The 26,294-nt window shown below is 71.8% G+C and carries 27 protein-coding genes and 2 pseudogenes; 12 read left to right on the top strand and 17 right to left on the bottom strand.

Annotated features, from left to right (window positions below; genetic code table 11):
* Positions 1-75: 75 nt before the first annotated feature.
* Together ABZV31_RS26270 and ABZV31_RS26275 are read right to left on the bottom strand one after the other, a co-directional pair.
* Positions 76-543, bottom strand: a complete 468-nt coding sequence (locus tag ABZV31_RS26270; protein ID WP_355898409.1) for a hypothetical protein — start codon at positions 541-543, stop codon at positions 76-78.
* 187 nt (positions 544-730) lie between these two features.
* A complete protein-coding gene (locus ABZV31_RS26275) occupies positions 731-1,207 on the bottom strand; it encodes a TIGR00725 family protein (protein ID WP_355898412.1) in 477 nt (158 codons plus the stop codon).
* A 186-nt stretch (positions 1,208-1,393) separates the two neighbouring features.
* On the opposite strand from ABZV31_RS26275, the gene ABZV31_RS26280 reads away from it, so the two are divergent.
* On the top strand, positions 1,394-2,743 hold the full coding sequence (locus ABZV31_RS26280; RefSeq protein WP_355898415.1) for a transaminase: 1,350 nt from the start codon (positions 1,394-1,396) through the stop codon (positions 2,741-2,743).
* Between the two features lie 50 nt (positions 2,744-2,793).
* The gene (locus tag ABZV31_RS26285; RefSeq protein WP_355898417.1) at positions 2,794-3,234 is read left to right on the top strand and encodes an Lrp/AsnC family transcriptional regulator; all 441 of its coding nucleotides are present in this window, start codon (positions 2,794-2,796) and stop codon (positions 3,232-3,234) included.
* Between the two features lie 289 nt (positions 3,235-3,523).
* Here the strand turns inward: ABZV31_RS26285 and ABZV31_RS26290 are convergent, their stop codons facing one another.
* The 3 genes from ABZV31_RS26290 to ABZV31_RS26300 form a co-directional block, all read right to left on the bottom strand.
* Positions 3,524-4,651, bottom strand: coding sequence for a PP2C family protein-serine/threonine phosphatase (locus ABZV31_RS26290; RefSeq protein WP_355898420.1), 1,128 nt, complete (start codon positions 4,649-4,651; stop codon positions 3,524-3,526).
* Between the two features lie 60 nt (positions 4,652-4,711).
* A complete protein-coding gene (locus ABZV31_RS26295) occupies positions 4,712-5,914 on the bottom strand; it encodes a glycoside hydrolase family 64 protein (protein ID WP_355898422.1) in 1,203 nt (400 codons plus the stop codon).
* A gap of 367 nt (positions 5,915-6,281) precedes the next feature.
* A complete protein-coding gene (locus tag ABZV31_RS26300; RefSeq protein ID WP_355898424.1) occupies positions 6,282-7,169 on the bottom strand; it encodes a Gfo/Idh/MocA family oxidoreductase in 888 nt (295 codons plus the stop codon).
* 157 nt (positions 7,170-7,326) lie between these two features.
* On the opposite strand from ABZV31_RS26300, the gene ABZV31_RS26305 reads away from it, so the two are divergent.
* Together ABZV31_RS26305 and ABZV31_RS26310 are read left to right on the top strand one after the other, a co-directional pair.
* Positions 7,327-7,614: a hypothetical protein gene (locus ABZV31_RS26305; RefSeq protein WP_355898427.1), complete on the top strand. Its 288-nt coding sequence runs from the start codon at positions 7,327-7,329 to the stop codon at positions 7,612-7,614.
* 149 nt (positions 7,615-7,763) lie between these two features.
* Positions 7,764-8,582: an SAM-dependent methyltransferase gene (locus tag ABZV31_RS26310; protein WP_355898430.1), complete on the top strand. Its 819-nt coding sequence runs from the start codon at positions 7,764-7,766 to the stop codon at positions 8,580-8,582.
* A gap of 102 nt (positions 8,583-8,684) precedes the next feature.
* Here ABZV31_RS26310 and ABZV31_RS26315 read toward each other — a convergent pair whose 3' ends face one another.
* Positions 8,685-9,605: a helix-turn-helix transcriptional regulator gene (locus tag ABZV31_RS26315; RefSeq protein WP_355898432.1), complete on the bottom strand. Its 921-nt coding sequence runs from the start codon at positions 9,603-9,605 to the stop codon at positions 8,685-8,687.
* 100 nt (positions 9,606-9,705) lie between these two features.
* Positions 9,706-9,936: a DUF397 domain-containing protein gene (locus ABZV31_RS26320; protein ID WP_355898435.1), complete on the bottom strand. Its 231-nt coding sequence runs from the start codon at positions 9,934-9,936 to the stop codon at positions 9,706-9,708.
* Between the two features lie 315 nt (positions 9,937-10,251).
* Here ABZV31_RS26320 and ABZV31_RS26325 point away from each other — a divergent pair, with 315 nt between their 5' ends.
* On the top strand, positions 10,252-10,707 hold the full coding sequence (locus ABZV31_RS26325; protein WP_355898591.1) for an ATP-binding protein: 456 nt from the start codon (positions 10,252-10,254) through the stop codon (positions 10,705-10,707).
* Positions 10,708-10,735: 28 nt separating this feature from the next.
* The gene (locus tag ABZV31_RS26330; RefSeq protein WP_355898439.1) at positions 10,736-11,281 is read left to right on the top strand and encodes a hypothetical protein; all 546 of its coding nucleotides are present in this window, start codon (positions 10,736-10,738) and stop codon (positions 11,279-11,281) included.
* Positions 11,282-11,318: 37 nt separating this feature from the next.
* Here the strand turns inward: ABZV31_RS26330 and ABZV31_RS26335 are convergent, their stop codons facing one another.
* A complete protein-coding gene (locus ABZV31_RS26335; protein ID WP_355898442.1) occupies positions 11,319-12,191 on the bottom strand; it encodes an oxygenase MpaB family protein in 873 nt (290 codons plus the stop codon).
* A 251-nt stretch (positions 12,192-12,442) separates the two neighbouring features.
* Between ABZV31_RS26335 and ABZV31_RS26340 the strand changes: the two genes are divergently transcribed.
* Both ABZV31_RS26340 and ABZV31_RS26345 read left to right on the top strand, forming a co-directional pair.
* Positions 12,443-12,688, top strand: a complete 246-nt coding sequence (locus ABZV31_RS26340) for a WhiB family transcriptional regulator (protein ID WP_355898444.1) — start codon at positions 12,443-12,445, stop codon at positions 12,686-12,688.
* Positions 12,689-12,833: 145 nt separating this feature from the next.
* On the top strand, positions 12,834-13,091 hold the full coding sequence (locus ABZV31_RS26345) for a DUF5133 domain-containing protein (protein ID WP_355898447.1): 258 nt from the start codon (positions 12,834-12,836) through the stop codon (positions 13,089-13,091).
* A gap of 108 nt (positions 13,092-13,199) precedes the next feature.
* Here the strand turns inward: ABZV31_RS26345 and tgmB are convergent, their stop codons facing one another.
* From tgmB to ABZV31_RS26360, 3 genes are all read right to left on the bottom strand, one after another.
* A complete protein-coding gene (gene tgmB / locus ABZV31_RS26350) occupies positions 13,200-14,183 on the bottom strand; it encodes an ATP-grasp ribosomal peptide maturase (protein WP_355898450.1) in 984 nt (327 codons plus the stop codon).
* Positions 14,184-14,198: 15 nt separating this feature from the next.
* Positions 14,199-14,390, bottom strand: a complete 192-nt coding sequence (tgmA, locus tag ABZV31_RS26355) for a putative ATP-grasp-modified RiPP (protein WP_355898453.1) — start codon at positions 14,388-14,390, stop codon at positions 14,199-14,201.
* Positions 14,391-14,509: 119 nt separating this feature from the next.
* The gene (locus ABZV31_RS26360) at positions 14,510-14,851 is read right to left on the bottom strand and encodes a YkvA family protein (protein ID WP_355898456.1); all 342 of its coding nucleotides are present in this window, start codon (positions 14,849-14,851) and stop codon (positions 14,510-14,512) included.
* A 260-nt stretch (positions 14,852-15,111) separates the two neighbouring features.
* On the opposite strand from ABZV31_RS26360, the gene ABZV31_RS26365 reads away from it, so the two are divergent.
* Positions 15,112-16,209, top strand: coding sequence for a hypothetical protein (locus tag ABZV31_RS26365; RefSeq protein WP_355898459.1), 1,098 nt, complete (start codon positions 15,112-15,114; stop codon positions 16,207-16,209).
* A 153-nt stretch (positions 16,210-16,362) separates the two neighbouring features.
* Here ABZV31_RS26365 and ABZV31_RS26370 read toward each other — a convergent pair whose 3' ends face one another.
* From ABZV31_RS26370 to ABZV31_RS26385, 4 genes and pseudogenes are all read right to left on the bottom strand, one after another.
* Entirely contained in the window at positions 16,363-17,565 is a 1,203-nt protein-coding gene (locus ABZV31_RS26370; RefSeq protein ID WP_355898462.1) for a hypothetical protein, read from the bottom strand.
* Positions 17,566-17,568: 3 nt separating this feature from the next.
* Positions 17,569-17,937, bottom strand: coding sequence for a hypothetical protein (locus ABZV31_RS26375; RefSeq protein WP_355898465.1), 369 nt, complete (start codon positions 17,935-17,937; stop codon positions 17,569-17,571).
* A gap of 146 nt (positions 17,938-18,083) precedes the next feature.
* Positions 18,084-19,184, bottom strand: a complete 1,101-nt coding sequence (locus tag ABZV31_RS26380) for a YihY/virulence factor BrkB family protein (protein ID WP_355898467.1) — start codon at positions 19,182-19,184, stop codon at positions 18,084-18,086.
* A 688-nt stretch (positions 19,185-19,872) separates the two neighbouring features.
* Positions 19,873-21,147: pseudogene (locus ABZV31_RS26385) on the bottom strand (pyridine nucleotide-disulfide oxidoreductase).
* Between the two features lie 184 nt (positions 21,148-21,331).
* On the opposite strand from ABZV31_RS26385, the gene ABZV31_RS26390 reads away from it, so the two are divergent.
* Positions 21,332-22,189 (top strand): DMT family transporter, encoded by an 858-nt coding sequence (locus ABZV31_RS26390; RefSeq protein ID WP_355898470.1) that lies wholly within the window; start codon positions 21,332-21,334, stop codon positions 22,187-22,189.
* A 103-nt stretch (positions 22,190-22,292) separates the two neighbouring features.
* Positions 22,293-22,516 (top strand): annotated as a pseudogene (locus tag ABZV31_RS26395) (catalase); the annotation flags it as partial.
* 75 nt (positions 22,517-22,591) lie between these two features.
* Here the strand turns inward: ABZV31_RS26395 and ABZV31_RS26400 are convergent.
* Together ABZV31_RS26400 and ABZV31_RS26405 are read right to left on the bottom strand one after the other, a co-directional pair.
* Complete coding sequence (locus ABZV31_RS26400) at positions 22,592-24,043, bottom strand: FAD-dependent oxidoreductase (protein WP_355898473.1); 1,452 nt, start codon at positions 24,041-24,043, stop codon at positions 22,592-22,594.
* Entirely contained in the window at positions 24,043-25,305 is a 1,263-nt protein-coding gene (locus ABZV31_RS26405) for a polysaccharide pyruvyl transferase family protein (RefSeq protein ID WP_355898476.1), read from the bottom strand. The genes ABZV31_RS26400 and ABZV31_RS26405 overlap by 1 nt, the downstream gene beginning before the upstream one ends.
* 788 nt (positions 25,306-26,093) lie before the next feature.
* On the opposite strand from ABZV31_RS26405, the gene ABZV31_RS26410 reads away from it, so the two are divergent.
* Positions 26,094-26,267 carry a CsbD family protein gene (locus tag ABZV31_RS26410; RefSeq protein ID WP_355898479.1) on the top strand — a complete coding sequence of 58 codons (174 nt, stop codon included), beginning with the start codon at positions 26,094-26,096 and terminating at the stop codon, positions 26,265-26,267.
* The last annotated feature ends 27 nt before the right edge of the window (positions 26,268-26,294 follow it).

Below are 26,294 nucleotides of genomic sequence, written 5' to 3' on the forward strand. Positions count from 1 at the left end.
CCTCGTTGGTGGGTCCGCCGATCCACGCGCGACTCGTTGCCGAAGGACGGGCGGCGGGACGGGCCGTCCCACCCGTCACGCGCCACGCAGCGGCGCCAGCACGGCGAGCGTCCCGTTGGCCTGGCGGAGCGCCAGCTCCAGGGTGGCCGGCTGGTGCAACGAGCTGGTCCCGTCGGGCGGGACCAGCCACTCCAGGAACCGGGCGGGCCGGTATGGCGGAGGTACGGCGACCCACGACCCCCTGCTCGCGTGGCGCACCCCGGCCCCGATCCACCGGCCGGCCGGGTCGGGCGGCAGGAAGAAGCCGACCCGGTGGGCGGCCGTGTCCACGAGCGTCGGCCCCGGGACCGGCAGGGACGGACGCCACAGCATGTCCAGGGTGAGCAGGCCCAGTTGGTCGGGAACGCTGAGCACGTCCCAGAAGCGGCCGGCCTCCAGTAGTGCGATGCCGCTTCCCTGATCCCACGCCCGTTTGCACGCCCGGGGATCCGGCGCGGCCGCGGCCAGCCACTCCACGCCGAGGGTCCACATCGCACTGGTCATTTCCGCTCCGGTGTCGCCCGCCGGCCCGTCGGCAGGATGAGGCAAGGAAGCAGCCGGGCGCGGACCGTCAGCTGCACACCCACCCGGCATGTGCATGCTGGTAGATATTTCTATCGGGCGGAAGGGGTGGCCTGGGCTGGCGTTTCCGTCCAGGTCGTTCGAGACTCGTCGCCGTGTTCGAGGGATGTCAGAGATCCGGGAGCACTGCCTCGACGGCTTCGGCCGGCGTGGCCACCTCGATCGGACCGTGACCCCCGGCGGTGGCGGACGGGGCGACCGGAAGGGCCCAACTGCCCAGCAGTGCCACCGTCTTGCCCGCCCGCAGCGCCAGCGCGATCTCGCTGAGCGTGCCCCAGCCTCCGCCCACCGCGATCAGCGCATCGCAGGTGTTCACGAGGACGCCGTTGCGCAGTTCGCCCAGCCCGGTCGCCACCGCGACGCTCAGGTGCCGGTTCCCGGCGCTGCGGTCCTGGCCCGGCAGCAGTCCGACGACCGTACCGCCCGCCGCCCGCACGCCCTCCGCGCACGCCTCCATGACCCCGCCGAGGCCCCCGCACACCACGACCGCGCCCCGCCCCGCGAGGAGCTCCCCCACCCGCCGGGCCGGCTCCGCCTCCTCCGCGGAGGCCTGCCCGGGCCCGGCGACGGCGATGCAAGGACGCATACGACCCATGGAACGGCCGACGCGACCTCCCAGCAAGGGGGCGGCGGCTCGTGGGGGACTCCGGGCGGGCCCGGACGCACGAATCGGGTGTTGTGACGATTGAATCTGAAGCCAGACCTTGCTGCCGGGGCTGTTTCGCTCGTAGGCTTCCGCTATTCCGTCACCGCCGACCATCGGGACATTCCAATGGACCGCACCCGCCTGCAGCACCTGCTCACCCGGGAGACCGCCGAGGCCGAGCGGCGCAACCCGCGCTCGAAGGCCGCTTACGACCGTGCCGAGCACCTCTTCGGCCGGGTGCCGATGACCTGGATGAACAAGACCGCCGGCGCTTTTCCCCGCTACCTGGACTCCGCCCGGGGCGCCCGGATCACCGACATCGACGGACACGAGTACATCGACTTCTGCCTGGGGGACACGGGCGCCATGGCAGGCCACTCGCCCGCGGCGGTGGCCGAGGCGGTGCGACGCCGGTACGCCGAGCTCGGGGGAGCGACGGCGATGCTGCCCACGGAGGACGCCGAGTGGGTCGGCGCCGAACTGACCCGGCGCTTCGGGCTCGCCCGCTGGAGCTTCTCGCTGACCGCGACCGACGCCAACCGGTGGGCGATCCGGCTCGCCCGGGCCGTCACCGGCCGCGCGAAGATCCTCGTGAACAGTTACTGCTACCACGGCAGCGTCGACGAGTCCCTCATCGTCACCGGCCCGGACGGTCATGGCACCGCCCGCCCCGGCAACGTCGGTGCCCCCTGCGACGTCACCCTGACCAGCCGGGTCGCGGAGTTCAACGACCTGGCGCAGCTGGAGCGCGAACTCGCCCACGGCGACGTCGCCGCCGTCCTCATGGAACCGGCGCTCACCAACATCGGCATCGTGCTGCCCGAACCCGGCTACCTGTCCGGCGTACGCGCCCTGACCAGGGAGTACGGCACCCTTCTCATCAACGACGAGACGCACACCTTCTCCGCCGGACCGGGCGGCTGCACCGCGGCCTGGGACCTGGAGCCGGACCTGCTGACCATCGGCAAGGCGATCGGCGGCGGCATGCCGGCCGGCGCCTACGGCCTGTCCGCCGACCTCGCCGACCGGCTCCTTGGTCGCGACGACCTGGACCTGGTGGACATGGGCGGCGTCGGCGGCACCCTCGCGGGCAACGCGCTGTCGGTCGCCGCGATGCGGGCCACGCTGGAACACGTCCTCACCGACGAGGCGTTCGCCCGCATGGCGAAGCTGTCCGAACGCTTCGAGGCCGGGGTGCGGGCCGGCATCGAAGCCCACGCGCTGCCGTGGTCGGTGAGCCGGCTCGGCGCCCGCACCGAGTACCGCTTCGCCGCCCCCGCGCCGCGCACCGGCACGGAGTCCGCGGCTGCCGCCGACGCGGAGCTCGAGGACTTCCTCCACCTGTATCTCGCCAATCGGGGCATCCTGCTGACCCCGTTCCACAACATGGCCCTGATGTGCCCCGACACCACCGAGCAGGACGTCGACACGCACACCGAGGTCTTCGCCGCCGCCCTGGCCGAACTGGCCGGCTGAAAGACACGGCTGGGCTGGGGCGAGCCGGCCGGAAAGGGAGAACGACGCACGTGGACGAGATCGACCGGGCCATCCTGCGCGAACTGCAGACCGACGGGCGCATCGCGTACGCAAACCTCGGCCCCAAGGTCGGCCTGTCCGCCTCCGCGGCCCGCCAGCGACTCCAACGGCTGCTGGATTCCAAGGTCGTTCAGGTCGTCGGCGTGACCGACCCGATGGCCATGGGCGGGCAGGCCATGGCACTGCTCGGCATCGGCGTGGACGGCGATCCACGCGCGGTCGCCGACGAACTGGCCGAGCGCGCCGAAGTGGTGTACTCGGTTTTGACCTCCGGCGGCTTCGACCTGTTCGTCGAGGTGGTCACCCCCGGGCCGAGGGACCTGCTGGACTTCGTCAACGACGTGGTCCGCCCGATCGAGGGCGTCCGGCAGGTCCAGTCGTTCCCGTACTTCGGGATCCATACGCACCGGTTCCTGTGGGACGTCGGCTGACTCCGGCCGCGGGGAGGCCGAGATGCCGGGTCGATCACAAGGGCGTCCCCGGCTGCCCCTGATCACCGGCCGCGTCGTCGCCGTCGTAGCGGGGATGCCGAGGCCCTGATCGCTTACGCGCTGGAGATCACCGGCTCCGGCCGTCAGGACGCGGCCGGCGGGGCCGGCACGCCTGGTGGGCTCCGCGGCCGGCTGGACCGGATCCTGCCGCACAGCGACACCGAGGGCGAGCACGGCGGCGGGCCCTGTCCGCGGCGGCTTCGGCGGCGCAGGCCGCCTCCGGCTGCGGTCAGTGGCCGTCCGGTGGGGTGGGTGTGAGGACGAGCATCGTGACGTCGTCGCGGACGGTCCCGCAGTGTGCGAGGAGGTCGGCCAGAACGTGGTCGGCCAGGACGGCCGGGTCGACGTGCGCCAGGTGGGGCAGCCGGTCGAGGAGGGGGTAGAACGCGCCGTGGGCGTCCCGGGCCTCGGTGACGCCGTCGGAGGCGAGGAACAGGACGTCTCCGGGCCGCAGCAGCACGGTGCCCCCGTCCTCCTGCGGGGCGCTGTCGGAGAGGCCGAGACCGAGCGGCGTTGACGGCGTGACCTCGACCTCCGTGGCCTTCCCGTCCCGCAGCAGCACAGGAGGCGGATGGCCGCAGGCCATCACCCGCACCGCACGCGCGTCGCCGGAGAACTCGAGCAGCACGGCGGTCGCGAACAGCTCCGCGTGCCGCACCTCCTCCGCGTCCACCACCAGTCGGCGGTCGAGGGCGGCCGCGACCGTCGCCAGGTCCGGCCGGTCGAGCACCGCCTCCCGGAAGGCCCCCAGCAGTGAGGCGACGGTGGACACCGCAGCCAGGCCGTGCCCCTGCACATCACCCATGACCGCCCGCACGCCGTGGGGGCTGAGGCGCACGTCGAAGAAGTCCCCGCCGACCAGCGTCCCGCGCTGCGCGGCCCGGTACAGCCCCGCGCAGCGCACCGGACCGACACGCTCGGGGACCGGCGGGACGACGGCACGCTGTGCGGCCTCGGCGACCGTGCGCTCCAGGTCCAGCTGCGCGTCGCGGCGGCTGCGCACGAAGGACACGAACACGCTCAGGACGGCGACGAAGCAGATGGTCAGCAGGTCGGTGTCGCCAGGGTGGTTCAGCTGTAGGGCCGGTACGGTCAGCAGGGCGACCACGAGGCCGCCGAGGAGCGCGGTCGCCAGCGGCCCGTACGACAGCACGGCCAGGGGTGGGATGGCGCCCAGCAGGAAGCCGATGTCGAGCGGGCCGGGGCTGACGATCTCGGCCGCGCACACCGCCGCGACGAGCGCGACCGGCAGCACCCGCACCCAGCGGGGCGGTGGGGCGCCCCGTAGCCAGCCCCGCTGGTCCGGGCCCCGCTGGTCCGGGCCCCGGCGCGGCGACAGGGCAGGAACTTTTCCCACACCACCAAACTGCTACGCCGGAACCCGTCGCGCACGCCGAGCCCCGCCCCGCCGCGGCCGCTAGAACGGCGTGAGCGTCAGCCGGATCCCGGTGGGAGCCGTGTCCTGGATGTAGGAGGCGAAGTCCGCCACGTCGTCGAAGGCGAACCCGTACGCCCGGCCGTCCTCGGTGGCCGCGTGCATCGCCTTGGCGTAGTGGTTGGTGACGCCGGTGCGGTAGAAGGACGAGGCGTCGGTCACCGGCTGGGCGGCGTCGGCGAGCAGCGTCGAGCGGTTGAAACCGGCGCCCAGCACCGCGGCGACGGGGCCGGTCGTGCCGTCGTTGGGCGCGGCGAGGGCGCCGTCGCAGAACAGGACGTCGCGGGTGGAGGGCTTGTCGAAGGCGACCTGGGCAGGCCCGTCGAAGGTGAGCCTCCCGCCGCGCACCCGGCCGGTGAAGGTGCCCGCGTTGGTGGTGACCTTCAGGTCCCTGCCGGTGTACGTGCTCCACACCTCGTCGATGTACGGGGCGAAGTAGTCCTTGGCGAACAGGTCGGCGTCCAGGCCGTGGCCCGGGGCGATGATCCGCGTGTCGTCCACCACCAGCTTCGCGAACTCCTCGACCTGCCGGACGGCGGCGAAGGCGGCCGCCCGCCCGCCGCTGCGCACGGTCCCGGTCGTCTGGTCCTTCGCGCCGGTCAGGCGGATGCTCATCGGCACGCTGAACATGTCGACCATGGTGGTGTTGCAGAACATGCCCGAGGAGTTGTACGTGAACTCGGCGCAGTCGTGCAGCACCGGGTAGTTGGGGTCCGACGACACCCAGCCCGCCGGATACTGCAGGGCGGCGTTGCCGTTGCCGTCGGTGACGGCCTTGAACTTCAGCTTCTGCCCCAGGGACACGTAGATCCGGCCCGACATGAACGGCAGGGACAGCTGGGTCTCGCCGCCGCCGGCCAGGCTGATCGCGTAGTCGGTGAAGCCGTCGGCGCCGTTGTCCGACAGGGCGATCGGTGCGAGCGTCCCGTCGGGGGTGACCCGGACCTGCCGGCCGTCCTGGTTGCCCACGATGTACACGTGCACGGAGGCGTTGTCGAAGGCGCCGCTGTTGTTGACGATCGTCAGCGGCAGCGCGCCCGCTGCCTTGGGCGCGTTCTTCTCGGGGGGCGTGCCCGCGAGGGCGTGGGGAGCGATCGCGGCGACGGCCGGCGCGGCCACCGCCGCGCCGGAAAGAGCGACGAGGAACTTGCGGCGGCCGAGGGTGCGCTGGTGACGGGGTGCCATGTGGGGGGTGTCTCCTAAGTGCTCGGACGTGCGTGAGGGCAGCGGCGAACACGGCCTGAGAGCGCTCTCGGTGCCGTTGCCGGGGCCCGATGCTACGCATCACCGGCACGCGGGCCAACCGGCGTGCTCTGCGCCCAAATCCCTTTGAGCTGCGGTGACTTGAGAACCCCGCTCGAGATGGTCATCGCTTAACCCGCCGTTAAGGATCGCTTAAGCAGCCTGGCGGCGTCGACGCCGGGCAACGCGCCAACCGCCGCCCGGCTGCGCGAGCACACGGGGCCTCGCCGAAGCGCCGGCAGCTGACCTTCCCACCACACGGACGGTCCGCCCCGATGAGGGGACGGCGGGTCGGCCTACAGGCCCTCGCTCAGTCGGCGCTGCGGGCCAGCAGGGCCTCGGCCGTCGCGAGTATCTCGGTGACCCGCAGCCCGAACGTGGCGTCGCACGGGTGCGGACGCCCGGTGCGGGCGGCGGCGAGCAGGGCGTCCGCCGCTCGGACGAAGGCGGGGACCGCCCCCTCGGAGCTCTCCGGAAGGAGCGTCACCCCGGCCTCGCCCCGCAACTCCACGTCGGCCCCTGCCGCCGCCGGCGGAGCGGTGAGGCTCAGGGTCAGAGTGCTCGAGGCGCCGCCGACGTGGGTGAGGACCACATGAACGGTGTCCCCGGGGCCGTGAGCCGCGGCCGCCACGCGTCGCACGTCGCCCAGGACCGGCAGCAGCACCGACAGGGCGTGCGGACCGACATCCCACAGGGCGCCCCTCTCCCGCCGCCACGGCGAGGCTGCGAACGGGCTGTCGCCGGTGAACACCGCGCCGAGCCACTGCGCCCGCGCGGTGAACCAGCCCTCCCTGCCCGCCTGTTCGGCGATCCAGGCCTTCGGCTCGGGGTGGAAGCGGCTGGTGAAGAAGACCACCGAGGCCACGCCGGCCGCGCGGACGGCCTCGACCACGGCACGCCCTTGGGGCACGGTCACCGCGAGCGGTTTGTCGAGCAGCAGGTGGCACCGGGCTCGTGCGGCGCGCACCGCCAGGTCGGCCTGGACGTCCGGCGGGAGGGCGACGGCGACCGCGTCCACGTCGGCCAGCAGTGCGTCGACGTCGTCGTAGGCGCGTGTGCCGTGACGTCCCGCCAGTTCCTTGGCGGCGGCCGTGCGGCGCCCCCACACGCCGGCGAAGTCCAGTTCGCCGTGCCCGCTCAGGGCGGGAGCGTGGACCAACTGCGCCCAGGGGCCGGTGCCGAGCAGTCCGATGCGCATGCCGCCGCCTCTCCACTGTGCCGAACAGGGGACGACCGGGTCCCGGAGGCCGGTCGTGGCCGAGCGTGCCACAGAAACCGGGTGATCGAGCAAGCCCCTGCCGGAACACGGGGCCGCACGCCCCGACGCTCGGGGGATCGGCGGCTCAGGCGGCCCGGTGCTGCTCTCCCGCGGCCCCTTCGGCCGTCCCGGCCGCGGCCGGGACCGCGTCGGCCCCGGTGTCCCGGCGGACGCCCGGGATGAGACGGAGATGCCTGCGGTGTGCGGCATGACGACGCCGCACCGGAGCGGGATCGAACACGCGCTCCTCTATCCGGTCCATGACCAGCAGCAGAACGGACACGAGCGGCAGCAACAGAACAGCGACAACGACCACGGCGTCCCCCTCGGCCGACACAGTGTGCGGGTGCTCCGAACCGTGCTGTTGATGGGTTCGGACAAGTGAAGAATTGGTGACGATCGGGGCGGACGGCGCAGGAGGCGCCGGCTGTCGTTCATTCGTGGACTGGTTCGGGCAAACGCGGGTTCCCTAGGATGTACTCTCTGACAGGCCAGCCCAGTTGGCGCGGTGGAGTCTGTGATTCTGGGGGAACGATGCACACGGAGAAGCAGCTGTCCACGAACATCGATGAGAACGTGCCGACGGCCGCGCGTATGTACGACTACTACTTGGGCGGCAAGGACAACTACGCGGCCGACCGGGCGGCGTGCGAGGAACTCGACAAGGTCGTCCCCAGCACCCGCCGACTCGCACTGAACAACCGGCGCTTCCTGCAGCGGGCCGTCAGGACGCTCGCGCAGGAGTACGGGATCCGGCAGTTCCTCGATCACGGATCCGGGCTGCCCACCCAGGACAACGTCCACCAGGTCGCGCAGCGCATCGACCCCACCACGCACGTGGTCTACGTGGACAACGACCCCATGGTGCTGGTCCACGGCCGGGCGCTGCTGCAGCAGGACGAACGCACCGCCGTCATCCACGCAGACCTGCGGCAGACCGACGAGATCTTCTCGCACCCGGACACCCAGCGCCTGATCGACTTCTCGCAGCCGGTGGCCGTGCTGTTCAACTCGGTGTTCCACTGCATCCCGGACAGCGACACCGACGGGCCCCTCGCGGTGGCCCGCCGCGTCCGCGAACGACTCGCGCCCGGCAGCCTCATGCTCATGTGCCAACTGGTCAGCGAGGACCCCGAGGTGCGCGACTTCGTCACCAACTTCATGGACCAGGCCACGCAGGGCCACTGGGGCCGGGTGCGCCAGGAGAAGGACGTCGCCGAGTGGTTCGAGGGCCTCGAGATCCTCGAGCCGGGCCTCGTCGAGGTGTCCACCTGGCGGCCCGACACCGAGGTGGCTCCCCGTCAGCTCACCCACGAGTGGGTCGAGTTCGGTGGCGTGGGCTTGATTCGCTAAGGATCCAGCCGCTGGAAGAACGCCCCTCCGGGAACGGTGGTTCCGTGAGGGGCGTTCGCGTCTGTGCGTCCCGCAGGCGACGAGGCCTCGGCGGCGACGCACTCAGAGTGCGGAGTAGCGGTCCTCCATCGTCTTGCGCAGCAACGCCAGGGACTCCTGGGGCGTCAGGGCCTCGTCGGCCAGCCTGTCCAGAGCGATCCGGTACTCCTCCGTCTCGTCGCGGTCCTCGAGGAAGTTGGCGCTCTTGATGTGCTCGAGGTAGACGACGTCGGGAAGGTCGAGCCCGCCGAAACGGAGATACGTGATCGGGATGGCGGGCGCGGACGCGTTCGTCACGTCCAACGGCACGATCTGCACTGTCACGTGGGGGCGTTGTGCCATGTCGACGAGGTGGGCGAGCTGCTCACGCATGACCGCACGGCTGCCCAGGACACGCAGCAGGACCGACTCGTCGATGACCGCCCATAGTTGCGGGGCATCCGGTCGCAGCAGCAACTGGGCCCGCCGGGTGCGCAGTTCCACCCGACGCTGCACCTCGCCGGCGGACGCCGTGGGCAGTCCTCGTTCCACCACAGCCCGGGTGTACGCCGGGGTCTGCAGCAGACCGGGAACGTACTGGATCTCGAAGGTCCGGATCGCGGCGGCCGCCTCCTGCAGTCCGACCAGCCGGTCGAACCACTGGGGCATCAACCGCTTGTCGTAGCGCTGCCACCATCCGGGCTCGCCCGCGCGCTGCAGCAGCTTGAGGAGGACCGAGGACTCGTACTCATCGGTGCCGTAGAGCTGCAGCAGTGCGCGGACGTCCGTCTCCGCCGGAGGCCGTCGGCCCTTGCCCGACTCGATGCGCGAGAGCTTCGCGGCGCTGAACCCGAGTTCGCGTGCCGCTTGTTCCTGGGACAGGCCGGCATCCTCGCGGAAGCCCGCCAGCTGGACTCCGACCAGCATCTTCAGCAGTGTCGGGGCCGGTTCGGGACGATCCAGATAGGGTTCGAGACGGGAGATGCGATGCGACTCGGCGGACATCCTGACTCCCAGTAGGCCGGGCAGACTTGAGAGTTACACTATCGCACTGCGCCGCCACGGACCGCATCCGCCCGCACAAGTCGGGGAGTTGCCTTCCGCTTCACAGCAGATGGTCGAACTCGCCCTCCTTCGCGCCCGCCAGGAACGCTGCGACCTCCGCCGGGGTGTAGACCAGCGCGGGGCCGTCGGGGTCACGGGAGTTGCGCACCGCGATGTCTCCGTCGACCAGAGCGGCGACTTCCACGCAGTTGCCTTCGGCGTTGCTGCGCCGGCTCTTGATCCAGCGGGCGTCCAACGAGCTGGCCCGCACTCCGTTCTGCACTGGTGGCACCGCTGTCTCCTTGCTGTTCACGTTCCGTCGTGCGATGTGCCCGACTGTCCGGGAAGGACCGGACCGCTTCGCTTCGGACCTTCCCACTCCCGCGCACTTTCACGGGAAATTTCGCGTGCAATTGCACGCGGGCGCTGTCAGCGTGGATAATAGCTGTGGCGTCAACTCCTCGGTGGGCGCCGTTCGGTGACCTTGCATCAGGGAGATGCCGTGCCCTCACCTGCGAGCCGGGAGCTCGGATCGTCGAGTGCAGTCGCCTCGTGGGCGAACGAGCTCGTTGTGCCCGACGGGGTTGCAGGGGCGCGGGCCGCCACGCTGAGAACCGCGTCCTCCCGGGAGCCGGACGTGGTCACCAGCGCGCTCGCGTCCGCCGCGCTGCGGATCGAGTGCGGCCGGGAGGGCTTCGCCCGGGCCCGGGAGTTCACACGCGAGACGCTGCGCCGCTGGTCGCTCAACCACCGTGGAGACGATGCCGCCGTCGTCGTCACCGAGCTCGCCACCAACGCCGCAAGGCATGCGGTGCCGTGTGCTCCGGCGGGCGAGGCGGATGTGTGGCTCGGCCTCGCCCTCGGCGCCGCTCATCTGGTGCTCACCGTCTCCGACCCCTGTGACAGCCGTCCCGTGTCCGCGCCCACTGCGGGCTCCGACCTTCTGGAGCACGGCCGGGGCCTGTGCATCATCGACGCCCTGGCGGAGGAATGGGGCTGGGCCCCGAGACCTCCCGTGGGCAAGACCGTCTGGGCGAAATTGTCGACCTGCCCTCCCCACTGACATGGCCGCCGCGGAAAGGCCCGACGCCATGCGCACCGCACCGACGGAGCAGCCGAGTACACAGCGCACCGATCACGAGACGCCGTCGACCGGCGTGGCCAGCACCACGCCTCTCGCGGCGCTGGGACAGGTGCCCTGGCGCGACATCAGGGATTCCACCGGCTCCGCAGCCGCCATCCCCCTGCTGCTCAACAGCGTGGCCTGGGGTGACACCGAGACCGCGCGAGCCGCCCTGGACGATCTGCGCCAACGCATCTGCCAGTACGGTTTCGTCGTGGAGCAGGCGACCGCTGCCACGGTTCCGTTCCTGTGGGAGCTCGCCCAGCTGCCCCACGTGACCTGCCGGCCACAGATCATCCAGTTGCTCAAGAACATCGCCGACGCCCGGCAGTGGGAGAGCGTCGCCGCCGTCTATCCCAAGCTCCTCAACCACCGCGAGAACCCCGTGGTGTGGGAGCGGCGGGCGCGTCAGGCCGTCCGGGCCCGGCGCGGTGCGCTGCATACGCTGCTGGCGGAGCAGGACAGCGAGATCGCCCAGGCCACGACGGAACTGGCCGACGCGCTCGGTGAGTGACCCCCGCACTTCCAGGCCGCGGTGATCGCCCGTTCGGCTACGCCGTCTGCCGCGCAGGGGCCAGCGCCCAGCGGATTCCGCAGGTCACCGCACTGCCGAGCGGTCGTACGCACAGCGCCTCGGCCGGCGGGACCCGGGGCAGCCACAGCGCCCGCGAGGCCCAGGCGGGCAGGAGCGAGACGGCATTGGCGGCGATGACGCCGTACGGGACGCGCGCCAGAAGCGGTACAGGCGGGTTCAGTAGCAGGAAGCGCGCCGCGCTGCGCGCCTGCCTGGTCGCGCGCAGCTCGCCGCGGTAGGCGGCCAGCCGCTCGGCCAGTTCGCCGCGGTTCGTCGGAGGGTCCGGGACGCCGAGCGCGGCGGCGATGTGCGCCATGTCCGCCACATACGCGTCGCAGCCCTCGTCGTCCAGCGGATGTGCACCGTAGCGCTGGTGGGCCCGCAGGAAACTGTCGACCTCCGCGACGTGCACCCAGCACAGCAGGTGGGGGTCCGCGGCGTGGTACGCCTGCCCCTCGGACGTTTTGCCGCGTACCGTCGCGTGGACGGCCCCGACCCGGTCGCAGGCCTCCCGGGCGCTCTCGGCCGGGCCGTAGGTGGTGACCGCCAGGAAGGCGCTGGTCCGCTGCAGCCTTCCCCAGGGATCACCCCGGAATCCCGAGTGCGCGGCCACGGCGGCCATGGCGAGCGGATGGAGGGACTGGATCAGCAGGGCCGACAGACCTCCGATGAACATGGAGGCGTCACCGTGCACCCGCCTGATGGGGCGCTCGGGGCCGAACCAGCGGGGGCCGGGGGTGCCATGGATGCGGGCACGCCTCTCGGGGCCGTCCGGACCCGCCACCCGGACGAAGATTCCGTTGCCGAGCCGCTCTCGCAGCGCGAGGCCGCCCGCCGGGAGAAGTCGCATGGGAGGTGTGTGCTCCTGTGCTCGTAATGCGTGCTATTCAGCCCAATCTTGGCTGAAGGCCCGAAAAGCACCTATATTGCGGATACCTCTGCCGGGTCGTGCGGCGCCGTGAGGCCGCAGACGGGAGCTGCCCGGACATGTGCGGCCGAGTGTTCAGCGGAGGCCCCGGTGAGCGTTACCCAACGGATCGAGCGCGGCGCGTGGTGCCGCCGTGAGGTGATCCGCACGCCCGATGCGGCTGGGATCCGGCCATGAACTGGCGCGAGCGCGGAGCCTGCCGTTTCGAGGACCCCGAGCTGTTCTTCCCGCTCGGGGAGAGCGGCCTGTCGTTGCGGCAGATAGCACAGGCCCGCGCGGTGTGCCACAGGTGTCCCGTGCTGCGTGAGTGTCGGGCCTGGGCCCTGCGCAACGGCGAGTACGACGGCGTCTGGGGCGGCATGACCGCTGGGGAGCGCCGCGCCGCGGCGCGGCTCGGATCCGAGGACCGCGGTCGGTGAGAACCGGCGGGCCCCTGGTGTCGATCAGTGGCGAACCCATCAGATATCGACTGAATTTCGTCAATTGTGCGCCCCGAGGCGGTCGGCATGCATGGCACGGCGTGCCTGGGGCATACGGAGCAAAAAATCGAGAGAGGGGCGCTCCGTGCTGGTTCCGGACCCGAAGGTCGTCAGGACGTTGCTGACTCGGTACGCATCGCTGAAGATCGCTCAGGCCGAGAGGGAGAGGGCCGAGACGGCTCGGGAGCTGGAGGACGTCAGTTACACCTTGTGCGTCATGATGGGGACCACCAGCATCCACGACGCGATCGCCAAGGCGGACGCCCTGCTGCTCGCGTCCGGACGCATGGCGGACGTCGCGACGGACACCGACGGGGACAACGGCCTGCCGCTGGCCGTATGACCCCTCGGAACACACGCGGGCAGGGGCCGTCCGTGGCACGGAGTGCCGACGCGACGGACGGTCGTCGCTCACGAATTGGCCACGGACGTGCTCGGGCGGACCACCGGATCAAGGAGCCACGGTGCGCCTGCCGTTGGCGTGCTCGGGTTCCTGCGGATCGGGGCGGGCCAGCCACTCCGCTATGGTGCGGGCGATCGGCTGGCCGGTCTCCACCTCGACGAATCCGAACTGACCCGACTGGTTGCACTCCAGGAACCACCAGGTCCCGTCGGCGTCCTCCGCGAAGTCGAAAGCACCGTAGGCCAGTTCGGCCCCCTGTATGTAGGCGCGCACGGCCGTGGCGACGCGGGGCGGGACCTCGGCCGGCTGCCACAGCGTGGCGGACGAGGCGAAGCGGACGTCCACCTCGTCGGGATCCGCGTCCGCCGGGGCCGCCTTGCGGGCGGTCAGCAGCGTGTCGCCGACGACGGTCAGGCGGATGTCGGCGCGCTTGACGATCCGTCGTTGCAGCAGGGTGGGGCCGTAGGCGACCGCGCCGAAGTCCGTGTCCGGCGCGACGCGGCTGGTCGGCACAGCCATGGGCGGTTCCTGCGGGTGCACGCCGGAGACCGGCTTGACCACCAGGTCCGGGAAGCGCTCCGCGAAGTCCCGGGCGGCCTGCGGGAAGGTCGTGATCAGCGTGGCGGGCACGGGCAGGCCGCTGCGCTGGGCGAGCCGCAGCTGCCAGGGCTTGTGGCGTGCGCGGTGAGCCGCGTCGGGATGGTTCATCCAGCGCGCACCGGAGCTGCGCAGCATGCCATAGAGCGCCTGCGAGGACTCCTCGGTGAGCCATGCCGAGGGCTGGGCCGCCCGTGCCGCCGGGACTCCGGGCCGGCGGACCCAGACGGACCGCAGGCCGCTCATGCTCACCAGCCGGCCCCCGGACGACAGGTGGCCGCGGAAGGAGCCGTGCACGTACTCGCCCGAGAGCGCGACGCCCGCGGTCAGGTCGGCCGGGTCGAGCCGGACCACCGGAACTCCGGAGGCGTTCAGGTGCATGACCACCATGTCCGCCGTCACGTCCTCCTCGCCGGTGAGGATCAGTACGGTCATCGTTGCCGGCCGTGTTCAGTCGTCGAAGTGCGTCTTGGAGCCCGCCGTGGACGTCGTGGTGCCCAGTTCCCGCAGAAGGGCATGGTCGGATGCGGCGATCCGCCCGTCGAGGAGCACGTTCAACTGCAGTCCGGAGTCGTAGACGTATGGAGTGGTGACCTCCAATTCCACTGCCGCACGTGCATAGTTGAGCGCGAACGGTTGCATCGTCTCTCCCTGTCGGTGCAGCCGCGATCAAGCGGTTCTCACTCCGCGGCGTCGCTTGTCCCGCTGACGTGATTCGGTTTTCCGAGACTTAATACGAATCGAACGGGTGAATGGTTTCCTCACGGAGCGTAATCAGTGGCGTCTTGGCCTCCGCGGCGGCCGAAACGCGAGGGCCGGCGCGCCGGTGCGGGCCTCTGTTCGTCGACCGCGCCGTGCAGCGTGCGCAGGGCGAGGAGCAGGACGCCGATGTCGTCCAGGTACACCGGGTCGGGCAACAGGTCGGTCGGCAGGACGAGGTAGAGGACGGCACCCCAGAAGACCCAGCGCGGTCCCGTGGGAAGCCCGGCGCGTCGCAGATCCTGCCGGGCACGGACCAGCCGCACCAGCAGGCCCACGGCCACGGCGAGCACGCCGGCCGCGAGGACAGCGGCGACGAGGAGCACCTTCGCGGTGGAGTCCACAGTTCGCTCCTCCTCTTTCCGTGTTGCCGGAAGACACCTGCCCTTTGTCGGATTCCCGGTTGCCGCGTCCCTATGGCCGCCTGACGGAGGAGCAGCCGTGCGGCGTTGCGAGCCGGCCCGAACGCGCCGCCCGGGTGATGTCATCCCTGTGCCTCACCCGAGTGGCGCGGCGTCCGAGGGGGCCTTAGTAATGGTCAGGGTAAATCGCGTGTCGCGCTTCGGAGGCGCAGGAGCGGCCGCACCACCCCATGGAGCCCAGGATGACCATCCGCTCTTCACCACCCCAGTCGAACCAGTCCGTCATCGCCTTCACCAAGGAGATCCACTCCGCCGAACCGCCGTCAGAGGTCGTGGGCGGAGGAGAGGCCGAGCGCTCGGACGGCGATCCGGTCCGTGGCCTGGTGCAGGCCGCCGTCAGCGCCCGGCCCCTGGAGGAGATCGTCCGGCTCGTCACCCTGCTGGAGGAGTCGCCGGAGTACGCGGATGCCGTCGTCCACGTCCTGCGCGCGGTCGCAGTGGACCGTCCCGTGGAGGACGTGGCCCGTCTGGTCGCCGAGCTGACCCGGCCGCCGCGTCCGGCCGACAGCGCGGACGACACGATCCGCGCGGCGGTCGGGAGCCGCTGTCCCGAGGACGTGACGCGTCTGATGGTGCTGCTCCACCGGGCACCGCTGCAGCCGCACTGCGGTCGGGAAGCGGCCCGGGCGGCCGCCACCGGCCGGCCCGTCGAAGAGCTCGTGGAGCTGATCGGGCGGCTGGCCCGGGAGGCCCGGGAGCGGCACGACCGGCCGTACGGGGCCGGGTGCGAGCTGATAACCATCGTGGACGGGGCGGCGATCGGGAGCGTTGCCGGTCTCACCTTCGGCTCCGGCGCTCTGCCCCCGCCGCCCGTCGACGAGCCCCACGAGCGCGGAAGCGAACCGTCCGGCGGCTCACCTGGAGACGATCGGCCCGGAAGGACCGTCTTCTGGCCGAGTTGGCTCGCCGCGGCCGCCCTCGTGGTCTGCGGAACGGCCTACTTCCCGGTGCGGCGGGAGGGCACGTCCCCCGGCGCCTACGGGGTCACCCTCGCCGTGTCGGGACTGTGCGTGGCGCTCGCTCTCGTGCTCGCTCTGCGGGCCACCGTCGCGGTGCTGGTCTGGGGGGCGGTGCTGCCGGCGGCGCTGGCGGCGGCCGGGTGGTGGGAAAGCAGGTTCCCCTCGGCGGCGCTGGCCCGGGCCCTGAACATCACGGTGGCTCCCCCCTGGAGCGCCGGCACCACCGCGGTGTGCGCGTCGCTGGCGTCGCTGGCGGCCCTGCTCCTGCTGCTGATGGTTCAGCTGGCGGAGCGGCATCCGCCGCCGCGACCGACGGACTGACCACGACCGTCGCGAGTTCTCCGACGGACTGACCACTACCATCGCGAGTTCGGCCCCGCCCGCCGGTCCTCCGTATCCAGGCTGCGGCGCCTGACACGTCCCGGCGCTCCGAGCGGACACGTCCCGCGCCCTCCGGGCGCGAGCTGACCGGGCTCAGCCCCGGGACCCGTGGGGCGGGGAGGCGGCACCGTCCGAGGAGGCCCCGTCGGCCTCCGTGGCGGGATCAGGGGTGGCGCCGGGGCGCAGGGACAGGGCGGTGCCCTTGAACCGTTCCAGGCCGCGCGCCAGCTGCTGGAAGGGCGACCCCACCGACGTGCGGGCCTGCTTCCTGCCGGGGAGGAGGCCTTCGGCCTCGGCCTCGCGGTACGCGGCGAGGGCCTCATGGGCACGCTCGGCCGCCTCCCGGTACAGGTCCCGGGACTTCGTCATGGCCTCGAGGGCCTCCGCGTACATCGCCACGAGCTCGCGCGCCCGGGCGAGCTCCTCCTCGACGGTCGTCAGGTGCCACTGTTCCCGCAGCGCGGTGAGGGCCTCGCCGGCACCGTCCGGGAGGGGCCTGGGCAGCGCGGCGAAACGCGTCACCGCGTCGAGGAGTTCCGTCGGCTCCGTGCCGTCCAGGAAGACGCTGCGCACGGAGAACTCCTGCGGGTCGTAGCCGGGCGCCGCTGGGCTGCCGGGCAGGACGACGGCGCCGCCGCGGGGCACCTCGGCCCCGAACTCCTCCAGCGCCCAGTTGACGGCCCTGATCCGGTGCGGCGCGGCGCGGTGCTCCACCACGCGGTGCCGCAGGCCCGGCGGCAGCAGCCGCACCAGCGGACGGCGGCCGCGCTCGTCGGGGGTCATGGCCTCGTGGACGACGACGTGGATGCTCCAGGTGTCCCGCACCGCGTGCCGCAGGACGCGCCGGAGCGCCTTGTCGTCGTCCGGGAGGGGGTTGCTGTCCCCGAAGCGCAGCCCCGTGACGGCTTCGTGGTTCCAGCCGGCGTCGGGCTCCTGTGGCCAGAACATGGCCGCGGGAGAAGGCCACTGCGGATCCCAGGGCCGCTCCGCCTCCGCCACCAGCACCCACTGCCGCCCGTCCCCCGAGCCGCGGCCGGGCGACAGCGCCAGCCGGGCGCGTACGGTCACCTGCTCGGCCACCTGCCAGCGGGCCTCGAAGACCCGCTCCGCGGCGCCCTCGCCGTCCTCCGGTTCCAGATGATCCTGCGGTTCCAGATGGTCCTGAAGGACGTCGTCGGCCTTGAGTTTCTCCAGGTGGCGCCTTACGACGTCCTCCGCGGCCGGTCCGGCATGGCGGCCGCGGGCCAGCCACACCGTGTGCGGAGTTGCGGGACGGGGGGAGGAGGAATTCGACATGAGTCAAGCTGCGGGCGGGGACGACGGCGTGCGCTTCCAGTATCGCCACGGGGGATCATGACCCGTCGGGCGGGGCCCGACCGGCAGGCCGGCCCCGCTGCGGACGCGCCGATCCGTGCGCCCGGCATCGCGCCGAGCGCGCCGGTGGGGGAGCGCCGCGGTGCCACCGGCGCTCGTCCCCTCGTCGGGACTGGGCTCGCTGCCCGCGATGGTGTCCGGGTATCCGGCCTCCTGGCCCGCGTCGTGGCTGCCCGGCTTGACGCCGGTCCTGGCGCCGGGCTGCCCGCCGCTCGTCGTGCCGTACCCGCCGGGCACGCCGGGTGTGCTGTCGGCGTCGGCCTGCTCACGGCTGATGTGCCGGGTGGCGCGCACATTGGCGTGCCACTCCGGATAGGGGTAGCTGAACGGATGGGAGGCGGCGCGCTCCTACGACTTCTGCTCCAGTTTGCGGGGACCGTCGGGTGGATCGGGGGTTGCCATGCCACCTGGGTACCCAGCGTCTCCCTCGCTGTGTGGGCTCAGAGGCCCTCCTCCATGCGCTGCTGATCCTCCTCGTCCCAGGTGCGGGTGTCCCGGGGCTCCACGTAGGGCTCGCCGTCCGCCGGGTGGCCTCCGTCGATGACGCGCTGACGTGCCATTTCCGCGTCGAATTCCAGGCCCAGCAGAATGGCGAGATTGGTGACCCACAGCCACACGAGGAAGACGATGACGCCGGCCAGCGTGCCGTAGGTCTTGTTGTAGGAGCCGAAGTTCGCCACGTAGAACGCGAAGCCCGCCGAGGCGACCAGCCAGATCAGCAGCGCGAGCAGGCTGCCCGGTGTGATCCATTTGAAGCCTCGGACCTTGGCGTTGGGCGTGGCCCAGTACAGTATCGCGATCATGACCGTGACGAGGACGACGAGGAGCGGCCACTTCGCGATGGACCACACGGTCAGCGCGGCCTCCCCGATGCCGAGCGCGGCGCCCGCCTGGCGGGCCAGGCTTCCGGTGAAGACGACGATCAGGGCGCTGGCCACGGCGAGCACCATCAGAAGTACGGTCAGTGCCACCCGCAGCGGCAGCACCTTCCACACGGGGCGCCCCTCCGGCACGTCGTAGACCGCGTTGGCGGCCCGGATGAACGCCGCGACATACCCGGAGGCGGACCACACCGCGGCCAGCAGCCCCACCACCGCCAGCAAGGAGCCGACGCCGGGGTTGTTCTGGAGCTGTTCCACAGCGCGCGAGATGATGTCCCGCGCGGAGCCAGGCGTGAGTTTCTGCAGGTTGTCGAGCACCTGCTGGGTGGCCGACCTGCCGGCGACACCGAGCAGGGAGACCAGCACGAGCAGCGCCGGGAACAGGGACAGCACTCCGTAGTACGTCAGGGCGGCGGCGCGGTCGGTCAGTTCGTCGTCCTGGAACTCCGCGACGACCCGGCGGAGCACCGCGAGCCAGGAGCGAGCGGGCAACTCGGTGGGCGAGTCGGGCGCGTCGCGTTCGGCCGAGGCGTCCGGTCCGAACGCCTCGGGCCTGGCCTCCTGCGCACGGCCGTGTTCCCGCCCGTCGCCCTCGTCGTGCGCTCGGGTGTCCTTGCCGGTGGAGTGATCCCGGTGACCGGGAAGGTGCGGACGGTCCATGGTGTCCGGGTATCCCCGACAGGCGTCACCATGCCCCATGTTCTGTCCGGGGCCTCGTCCGTGTGCCGGGGCCTCGCGTGCGGCACACGGAGCGCGTGGGCCGCGCGCCGGGTGCGCGGGGCGCGCTCCATCCCCGCACGGTGCACTCGTGCCGTACACCGGCCCCGGTTTCGACAATGGTTTGCGAACGGGGCTCGCCCACCATCCGCATCGGGGCGGGCCCCGTTCGCCCGGCGTGGGTGGGCGCAGCCCTCAGGCACGCCCTGAAGGACCGCGAGAATCCTCCCTATCGACCGGCTGGAGGGGACCGTGCTCATGCGGGCCTGGGCGTCCAGGCGGTTGGTGTGCCAGGGGACGAAACCGGCCCAGAAGGCGGGGCGGACGAGCAGCCCCGTGCCGATGCCCAGCCAGGCCGAACCGAGCACGGCCAGGGGGCGGTTTCGACCACCCTGGGAGCGGGACGGCGGACGGGGCGGGCGGCCCGGACGGCGTGAGGGCTGCCAGGTCAGGGAGATCACCGCCCACACGCACAGCAGGCCCAGCACGAACAGCCAGCCGCGGGCGGATCCGGCAATACCGAACCGCCCGCCCGCCCACCAACGCTGAGGCCGGCAGGCGGTTTCGGGGCTTATGCTCCGCTCGCCCGGAGCATGTCCTTGCGTTCGACGATCTTCACGCGCTCGCGGCCCTACGGTTCGCCCAGCGCCTTTTCCGCGGCGTCGAGGCGGTACCAGCCCTCCCAGGTGGTGAAGCGGATGTTCCGCTCGGCGAGGAAGGCGTCGACGACCTCGGGGGCGGGCGAGGCGGGCGTGTGGAGGCGTCCGCCGGCGTAGTCGTCCAGGAGGTTGGCGACAGTTGGCGTCGCCCTTGGTGTGGCCGATGAGGCCCACGGGACCGCGCCGGATCCAGCCGGTGACGTACGTCGACTGCAGGTGCTCGCCGGTCTCCCCGATGACCCGGCCGCCCTCGTCCGGGACGGTGCCCGACTCCAGGTCCCAGGGCAGCTTGGGCAGCCGGTCGGACAGATAGCCCACGGCGCGGTAGACCGCGGTGACGTCCCAGTCCTTGAAGGTGCCGGTGCCCTTGACGTTGCCGGTGCCGTCGAGCGCGGTGCGCACCGTGCGCAGCCCGACGACCTTGCCGTCCTCGCCGAGGATCTCGGCGGGTGACTCGAAGAAGTGCAGGAACAGCTTGTGCGGCCGGTCGCCGACGTCGCGGATGGCCCAGTTCTCCAGGGTCTTGGCGACCATGTCGGCCTGCTTGTTCGCGCGCCGGGTCGCGATCGAGGCCTCGTCGTAGTCGATGTCCTCGGGGTCGACGACGACTTCGATGTTGGGGGAGTGGTCCAGCTCCCGCAGCTCCATCGGGCTGAACTTCGCCTGCGCCGGACCGCGGCGGCCGAAGACGTGGATCTCCAGCGCCTTGTTGGCCTTCAGCCCCTCGTACACGTTCGGCGGGATCTCGGTCGGCAGCAGCTCGTCCGCCGCCTTGGCCAGGATGCGCGCCACGTCGAGAGCGACGTTGCCGACACCGAGGACGGCGACCTTCTCGGCCGTCAGCGGTCAGGTGCGCGGGACGTCCGGGTGCCCGTCGTACCAGGAGACGAAGTCCGCGGCGCCGTAGGAGCCGTCGAGGTCGATGCCGGGCATGGGCAGCGCCCGGTCGGCCGTCGCGCCGTGGAGAAGATCACGGCGTCGTAGAACGCGCGCAGGTCGTCCAGGCCGATGTCGGTCGGGTAGTCGACGTTGCCGAAGAGGCGGATCTGTGGCTTGTCGAGCACCTGGTGGAGAGCCGTGATGATGCCCTTGATCCGGGGGTGGTCGGGGGCGACGCCGTAGCGGATCAGTCCGAACGGCGCCGGCATCCGCTCGAAGAGGTCGATGGACACGCCCGGTTCGGCGGCCACGTCGGACTTGAGCAGGGCGTCGGCGGCGTAGATCCCGGCGGGGCCGGCTCCGACGATGGCTACCCCAGGGGGCGGGACATGATCGGGTTCCCTTCGAGCGGTGACAGGCGACTCGTCGGCAACCCTAAACTAAGGCAAACCTAAGTTGGTACGCGGGGCCGGTCTATGAGCTCATAAGGCGGCGTTATGGCGTGGGGCGGGCGGGAGGGCGACACGGCCCCCTGTCCGGCATGGTGGTCATGTGATCGTGTTGGCCGCGTGCTTCGCCGTCATGGGGGCCGCCAGCAACGCCATGGGCACGGCCTTCCAGCGCAAGGCCGCCGCCACGGTCCCGAGCGGCGGCGGTCTGCGCCTGCTGCTCGCGCTGGCGCGGCGCCCCGCCTGGCTGGCGGGCATCGGCGGCGTGATGGGGGCCGCCCTGTTCCAGGCGCTCGCGCTGGTGAACGGGCCCATGGCGCTGGTGCAGCCGCTGTTCATCCTGGAACTGCCGTTCGCCCTGCTCATCTCCGCCCCGCTGATGCACCGCCGGATGCCGCGCGCGGGCTGGTGGGCCGTCGCGGGAGTGGTCGGCGGACTCGCGCTGGTCCTGGTGTCGGCCGCTCCCTCCGGCGGCAGGAACCAGGCATCCGTGGAGCGGTGGATCCCCGTGCTGGTCCTGTGCCTGGGAGCGATGGGAGCGGCGGTCGCCCTCGCCCGCCCGGGACGCCCGTCCCTGTTCCGGGCCGCCATGCTGGCCGCGGCCGCCGCCATCGGCAACGCCCTGACCGCCGCGCTGCTGAAGTCCGCGACCGACACGCTCGCGGACACCGGCCTCACGGCCTTCCTCACCACCTGGCAGACGTACGGCTTCGCACTCGTCGGGGTCGGCGCCCTGTTGCTGCTGGAGAACGCCCTCCAGGCCGGCCCGCTGGCGGCGTCCCAGCCGGCGCTGACCACCGGCGACGCGACCGTGAGCCTGCTGCTGGGCGTCACGCTGTTCGACGAACAGATCCGCACCGGGTGGTGGCTCGTGCTGGAGGCGCTGGGAGTGGGGCTCATCCTCTGGTGCGTCCTGCGGCTGACGCGCGTCGTACCGCAGATCGGGCAGGTCGTGGAATAGCCGGCCTGCCTGCCGGGTGTCGATCTGGTCGGGCTGCCCGTGGCACGTGCCGGCGACAGGAAGGCGGAGCAGCCCGCATGCCGCGGATGCCCCGAGAAGCGGGTGGCACTTCCTGCTCGTCGAGAACGAACTCCGTCTGAAGGTCGGCGAGGGCCTGGGCAGCGCTCCCGAGGACGTCACGGGTCTCCAGCCGCTCGCGGGCCAGGACCGAGGGACGAGGACCGCACAAGCGGCTGGCCGGCCTCGGCAAGAACCCGCCGCGTGACGTGGAGGGGCTCACCATGACGCATTGCGTGCCCCAACGAGCGGCACGTCGTGACGCGCTGAGCACACCTGCACGGGGGCCGGACGCCGTCCGCCCGCACCGGACGGCGACGTCCCGCCCACCGGTGTCATGCGACGTCAGGCCGGCGTGGCCGCGGGGCTGTCGTCGCCGACGCGCAGGCGGGCGCCCTGGCGCCTGAGCTCGCCCTGGACGAGGGCGTACGGCACGTCGCGCGGGCTGCGCCCCGAGCGGGTGGCCAGCGCGGCACAGACGCCCGCCGCCTGGCCGGTCGCCATGGCGATGGGCATGACGCGGTAGGACGAGTGCGCCACATGGGTACCGGAGATGCAGCGGCCCGCGACCAGAAGACGGTCCGTGTCCCGGGGCAGCAGGCAACGCAGCGGAATGTCGTAGAAACGGCCCCGGGGAACGCGCTTGAGGACGGTGCCGCTGCCCTCCGGGTTGTGGATGTCGATGGGATAGGCGCCGTGCGCGACCACGTCCGGGAAGGCGCGGGCGTCGAGGATGTCGTAGCCGGTCAGCTGGTAGTCGCCCGTGATGCGGCGGGTCTCCCGCACCCCGATCTGGACGCCACTCTGCACCACGTACGACTCCTCGAAGCCGGGCACGCGCGAGCGCAGGAAGCGGTCGATCTGCGCCAGTTGGCGGCGGGCGGCGCACTCGGCACGGCTGAGGTCCCACACGTCGATGCCCAGCGCTCCGGTGACCCGGGTGCTGTTGACGGCGAGTTCCCGCGGGTGCGGAGTGCCGAAGAACAGGATGTCCTCGCGCGGCAGTTGCAGTTCGCCTGCCGCCGTGGCCTCCTGGACGAGGTCCCACAGCCCGTGCACGCCGCGCCACTGGTCGGGGTGGGCCCGGACGTACTCGGCGAAGCGCGGCCGGGCGAAGTCGGCCACCCGGAACATCAGCGTCATCGGCTGCACCAGTGCGTCCTCGGGGCGCCCGACCTCGAAGGGAGCCCCGCACGCGGCGGCCACGTCACCGTCGCCGGTGCCGTCCACGACGACGCCGGCGTCGATCACCACCGGGCCGGACTTGGTCTCGAAGACCACGCGCCAGCCGTCGCCGAGGGGCAGCACGGTCGAGGCAAAGGAGTGGAACAGCAGGCGCACCCCTGCCTCGTCCAGCATGTCCAGCAGGACGAGCTTGAAGATCTCCGGGTCGAACGGCACGGTGTAGCCCGTCTCCAGGGACGGCCGGATGCAGCCGCCGCTCGCGTCGAGCCGGTCCAGCAGCCGCCACAGGAAGCCGGCGACCACCGGTTCGCCCTCGCCGTGGTCGGTGGGCAGCAGCCGGTCTCCCTGGCCGTCCTCGCTGAACACCGCCTGCTTGTGCTCGTTGTGGAACGACATCAGGGGCATCACGAGCGCGACGGTGGCGTTCCCGCCGAGAAAGGCGTACCGCTCCACCAGGACGACGTCGGCGCCGGCGTCGGCCGCCGCGTGGGCGGCGGCGGTGCCCGCCGGCCCGCCCCCCACCACCAGGACATCCGTGCGTCCCGCATGCTGCGCCGAGCGCGGGGGAAGGGTGACGGTCCGCGGCTGTCCGGGTCGCTGCAGGATCGGCATCACACCTCCTGTCCGGCGCCGTGGTCGTGCAGGGCGCCGCCCTGGGGCTCCGAGCCCAACCGGTGCAGGGTCTGGGGCGCCGCCGGCACCACGGCGTCGTCGGCGGCCACGTCCCCCGCGTCCATGTCGTCGAGCAGGGCCCCGCACCGCGCGCAGGTCTCCCGGGCGAGCTCCTGCAGGTGTTGGACGCGCGCATGGAGATCCGCGCGGCGCTGCGGGAACTCGTCCCAGAGCCGGTCCACCTCCGCCAGCAGCAGCCCGACCTGCTCGCGGGCCACGCCCACCAGTGCCGGAGCTCCGAGCCGGCGGGCGAAGTCGAAGACCTTGCCGGCGTACGGCAGCGGCAGGACCGGCAGGCCGGAGAGTGCCGCGAACATCAGAAAGTGCAGGCGCATACCGACCACCAGGTCCAGATGGCTCATCAGGCCCAGCACCTGTCCGGGGGTGTAGGCACTGTGCAGGATCCGGCCCCGGTCCGGCGCCGTCATCCGGGACAGCACCGCATGCGCATGGCGGACGTCGTGGCGTTCCATCGGCATGAAGACCACGTGTGCGTCCAGGCGCCGTACCAGGAAGTCCGCGACATCGGCGAGCAGCGCGTGGTAGTCGCCCTCGTCCAGCTTCTCCGTCGCCCGTCCGGCTTCCCGCACCGACATCCCCACCAGCCGGGCGTCGGCCGGGACACCCTCCTGGCGCATCATCTCCGCGGTGAACGGTTCCGGCGGCAGCAGCAGTGCCGGATCGGCGGTGACGACGAGGTCCCGTTCCACCCCGACCTCTTCGAGGACCAGCCGGGACTCCTCGTCCCGCACCACGACCTCGTCCATGGCCGGGAGCACCGTGCGCAGCGCCTCCCGGTCGTCGGTCTCGCGCAGTGGGCCGGCGCCGACCGCGTAGGCGAACGTGCGCACACCCCGGACCTGCGCCGCGCGCACCAGTTTCAGATACCGGCGTGCCTCGCCGTCGTAGAGGATGCCGCCCCCGCCGAGCACCAGCAGATCCAGGCTCGACAGGACGTCGGTGACCTGCTTCTGCGGGACGCCCTCCCAGCCCACCACCTCGTCCGCCATCGGCTGGTGCACACGGGTGTGCTCCGCGTCGCGGCTGAAGACCACCAGGTGGCCGTGCGGACGATGGGCCCTGAGGCAGCTCAGGACGCACTGCAGGATGGCCTCGTCGCCGATGTTGAAACCGCCGTACGAGCCGAGCAGACCGATGCGCAGATCCGACGAGTGGGGCAACCGATGCTGTGAGGTGGTCATCCGGGACTCCCGTCTCGTGGACCTGTGCGGCGCTGGGGCCGAGTTGCCTTCCCCTCACGAGGAAAACACCTCATCCGCCGTCCGGCAGCCTCTGCCTGCCCGGTCGGGGCCCGTGGAGGCCGGGAGGGCCGTGCCGGATGCCCTCGTGCTGCCGTGTCGTTACCGTAGGTGCTTGAGACCGCAGGCCCGACTACCCGTTGTCGCCGATGGAGGCGGCGGGGTGAAGCCCTCCCCGTGTGTTCGGGTGCCGCTGCCGGGTGAGCCAGGTGGGGGTGCGGCGCCCGGCCACGCAGGGCGTGCATGCGCGGACGTGATCCGGCGGCAACCGGGAAGAGCCCCCTCGTGAAACCCGGTGCGAGGGCAGACGGACGCGCCGGCGGTCCGGCGCCTACGACCGGCGTGTCCGACCGGAGGCGGGCCCCGGCCGCCGGGCCCTGTTCTTCCAGAACGGCCTCGGATACACGCTGCTGCGGTCAGGGCTCGCCGTGACGCCGTTCGCGATCGGTTCGGCCGTCGCTGCGGTCCTGGTTCGCAGGCCGCGCCCATCGCGTCCACCAGCTCCGCGAACACCGGCTGGTCATTGGTGATCCCGTCACAGACCAGACCGTGCTCGCGGGCGTCGACACTCAACGCCACAGCCATCGGGACGCTCCTTTCCGGTCCGCTCGGCGCCGGGTACCCGGCGCCGAGCGTGGCAACGGAGGCCGTGGGGCGATGTTTGCCTGCCGCGCGCAGGGTCACCCGTCGTGGTGAACACCGACGTCACATGCGGCTTGGAGTGAGCAGGAGTGGCTGGAGACCAGAAGGCCAAGGCGAAGATGGAGCAGGCCAAGGGCAAGGCCAAGGAGGCGGCCGGCCGCACGGTAGGCAACGAGCAGATGACGGCCGAGGGCCAGGCCGAGAAGTCGAAGGGCGACGCCCGTCAGGCGAAGGAGAAAACCAAGGACACCTTCAAGCGCTGACGACCAGGCGCTCTACAAGGCTCTCGA

Origin of the sequence: Streptomyces sp. NPDC005202 (assembly GCF_040608235.1) — a bacterium.
Lineage (GTDB): Bacteria > Actinomycetota > Actinomycetes > Streptomycetales > Streptomycetaceae > Streptomyces.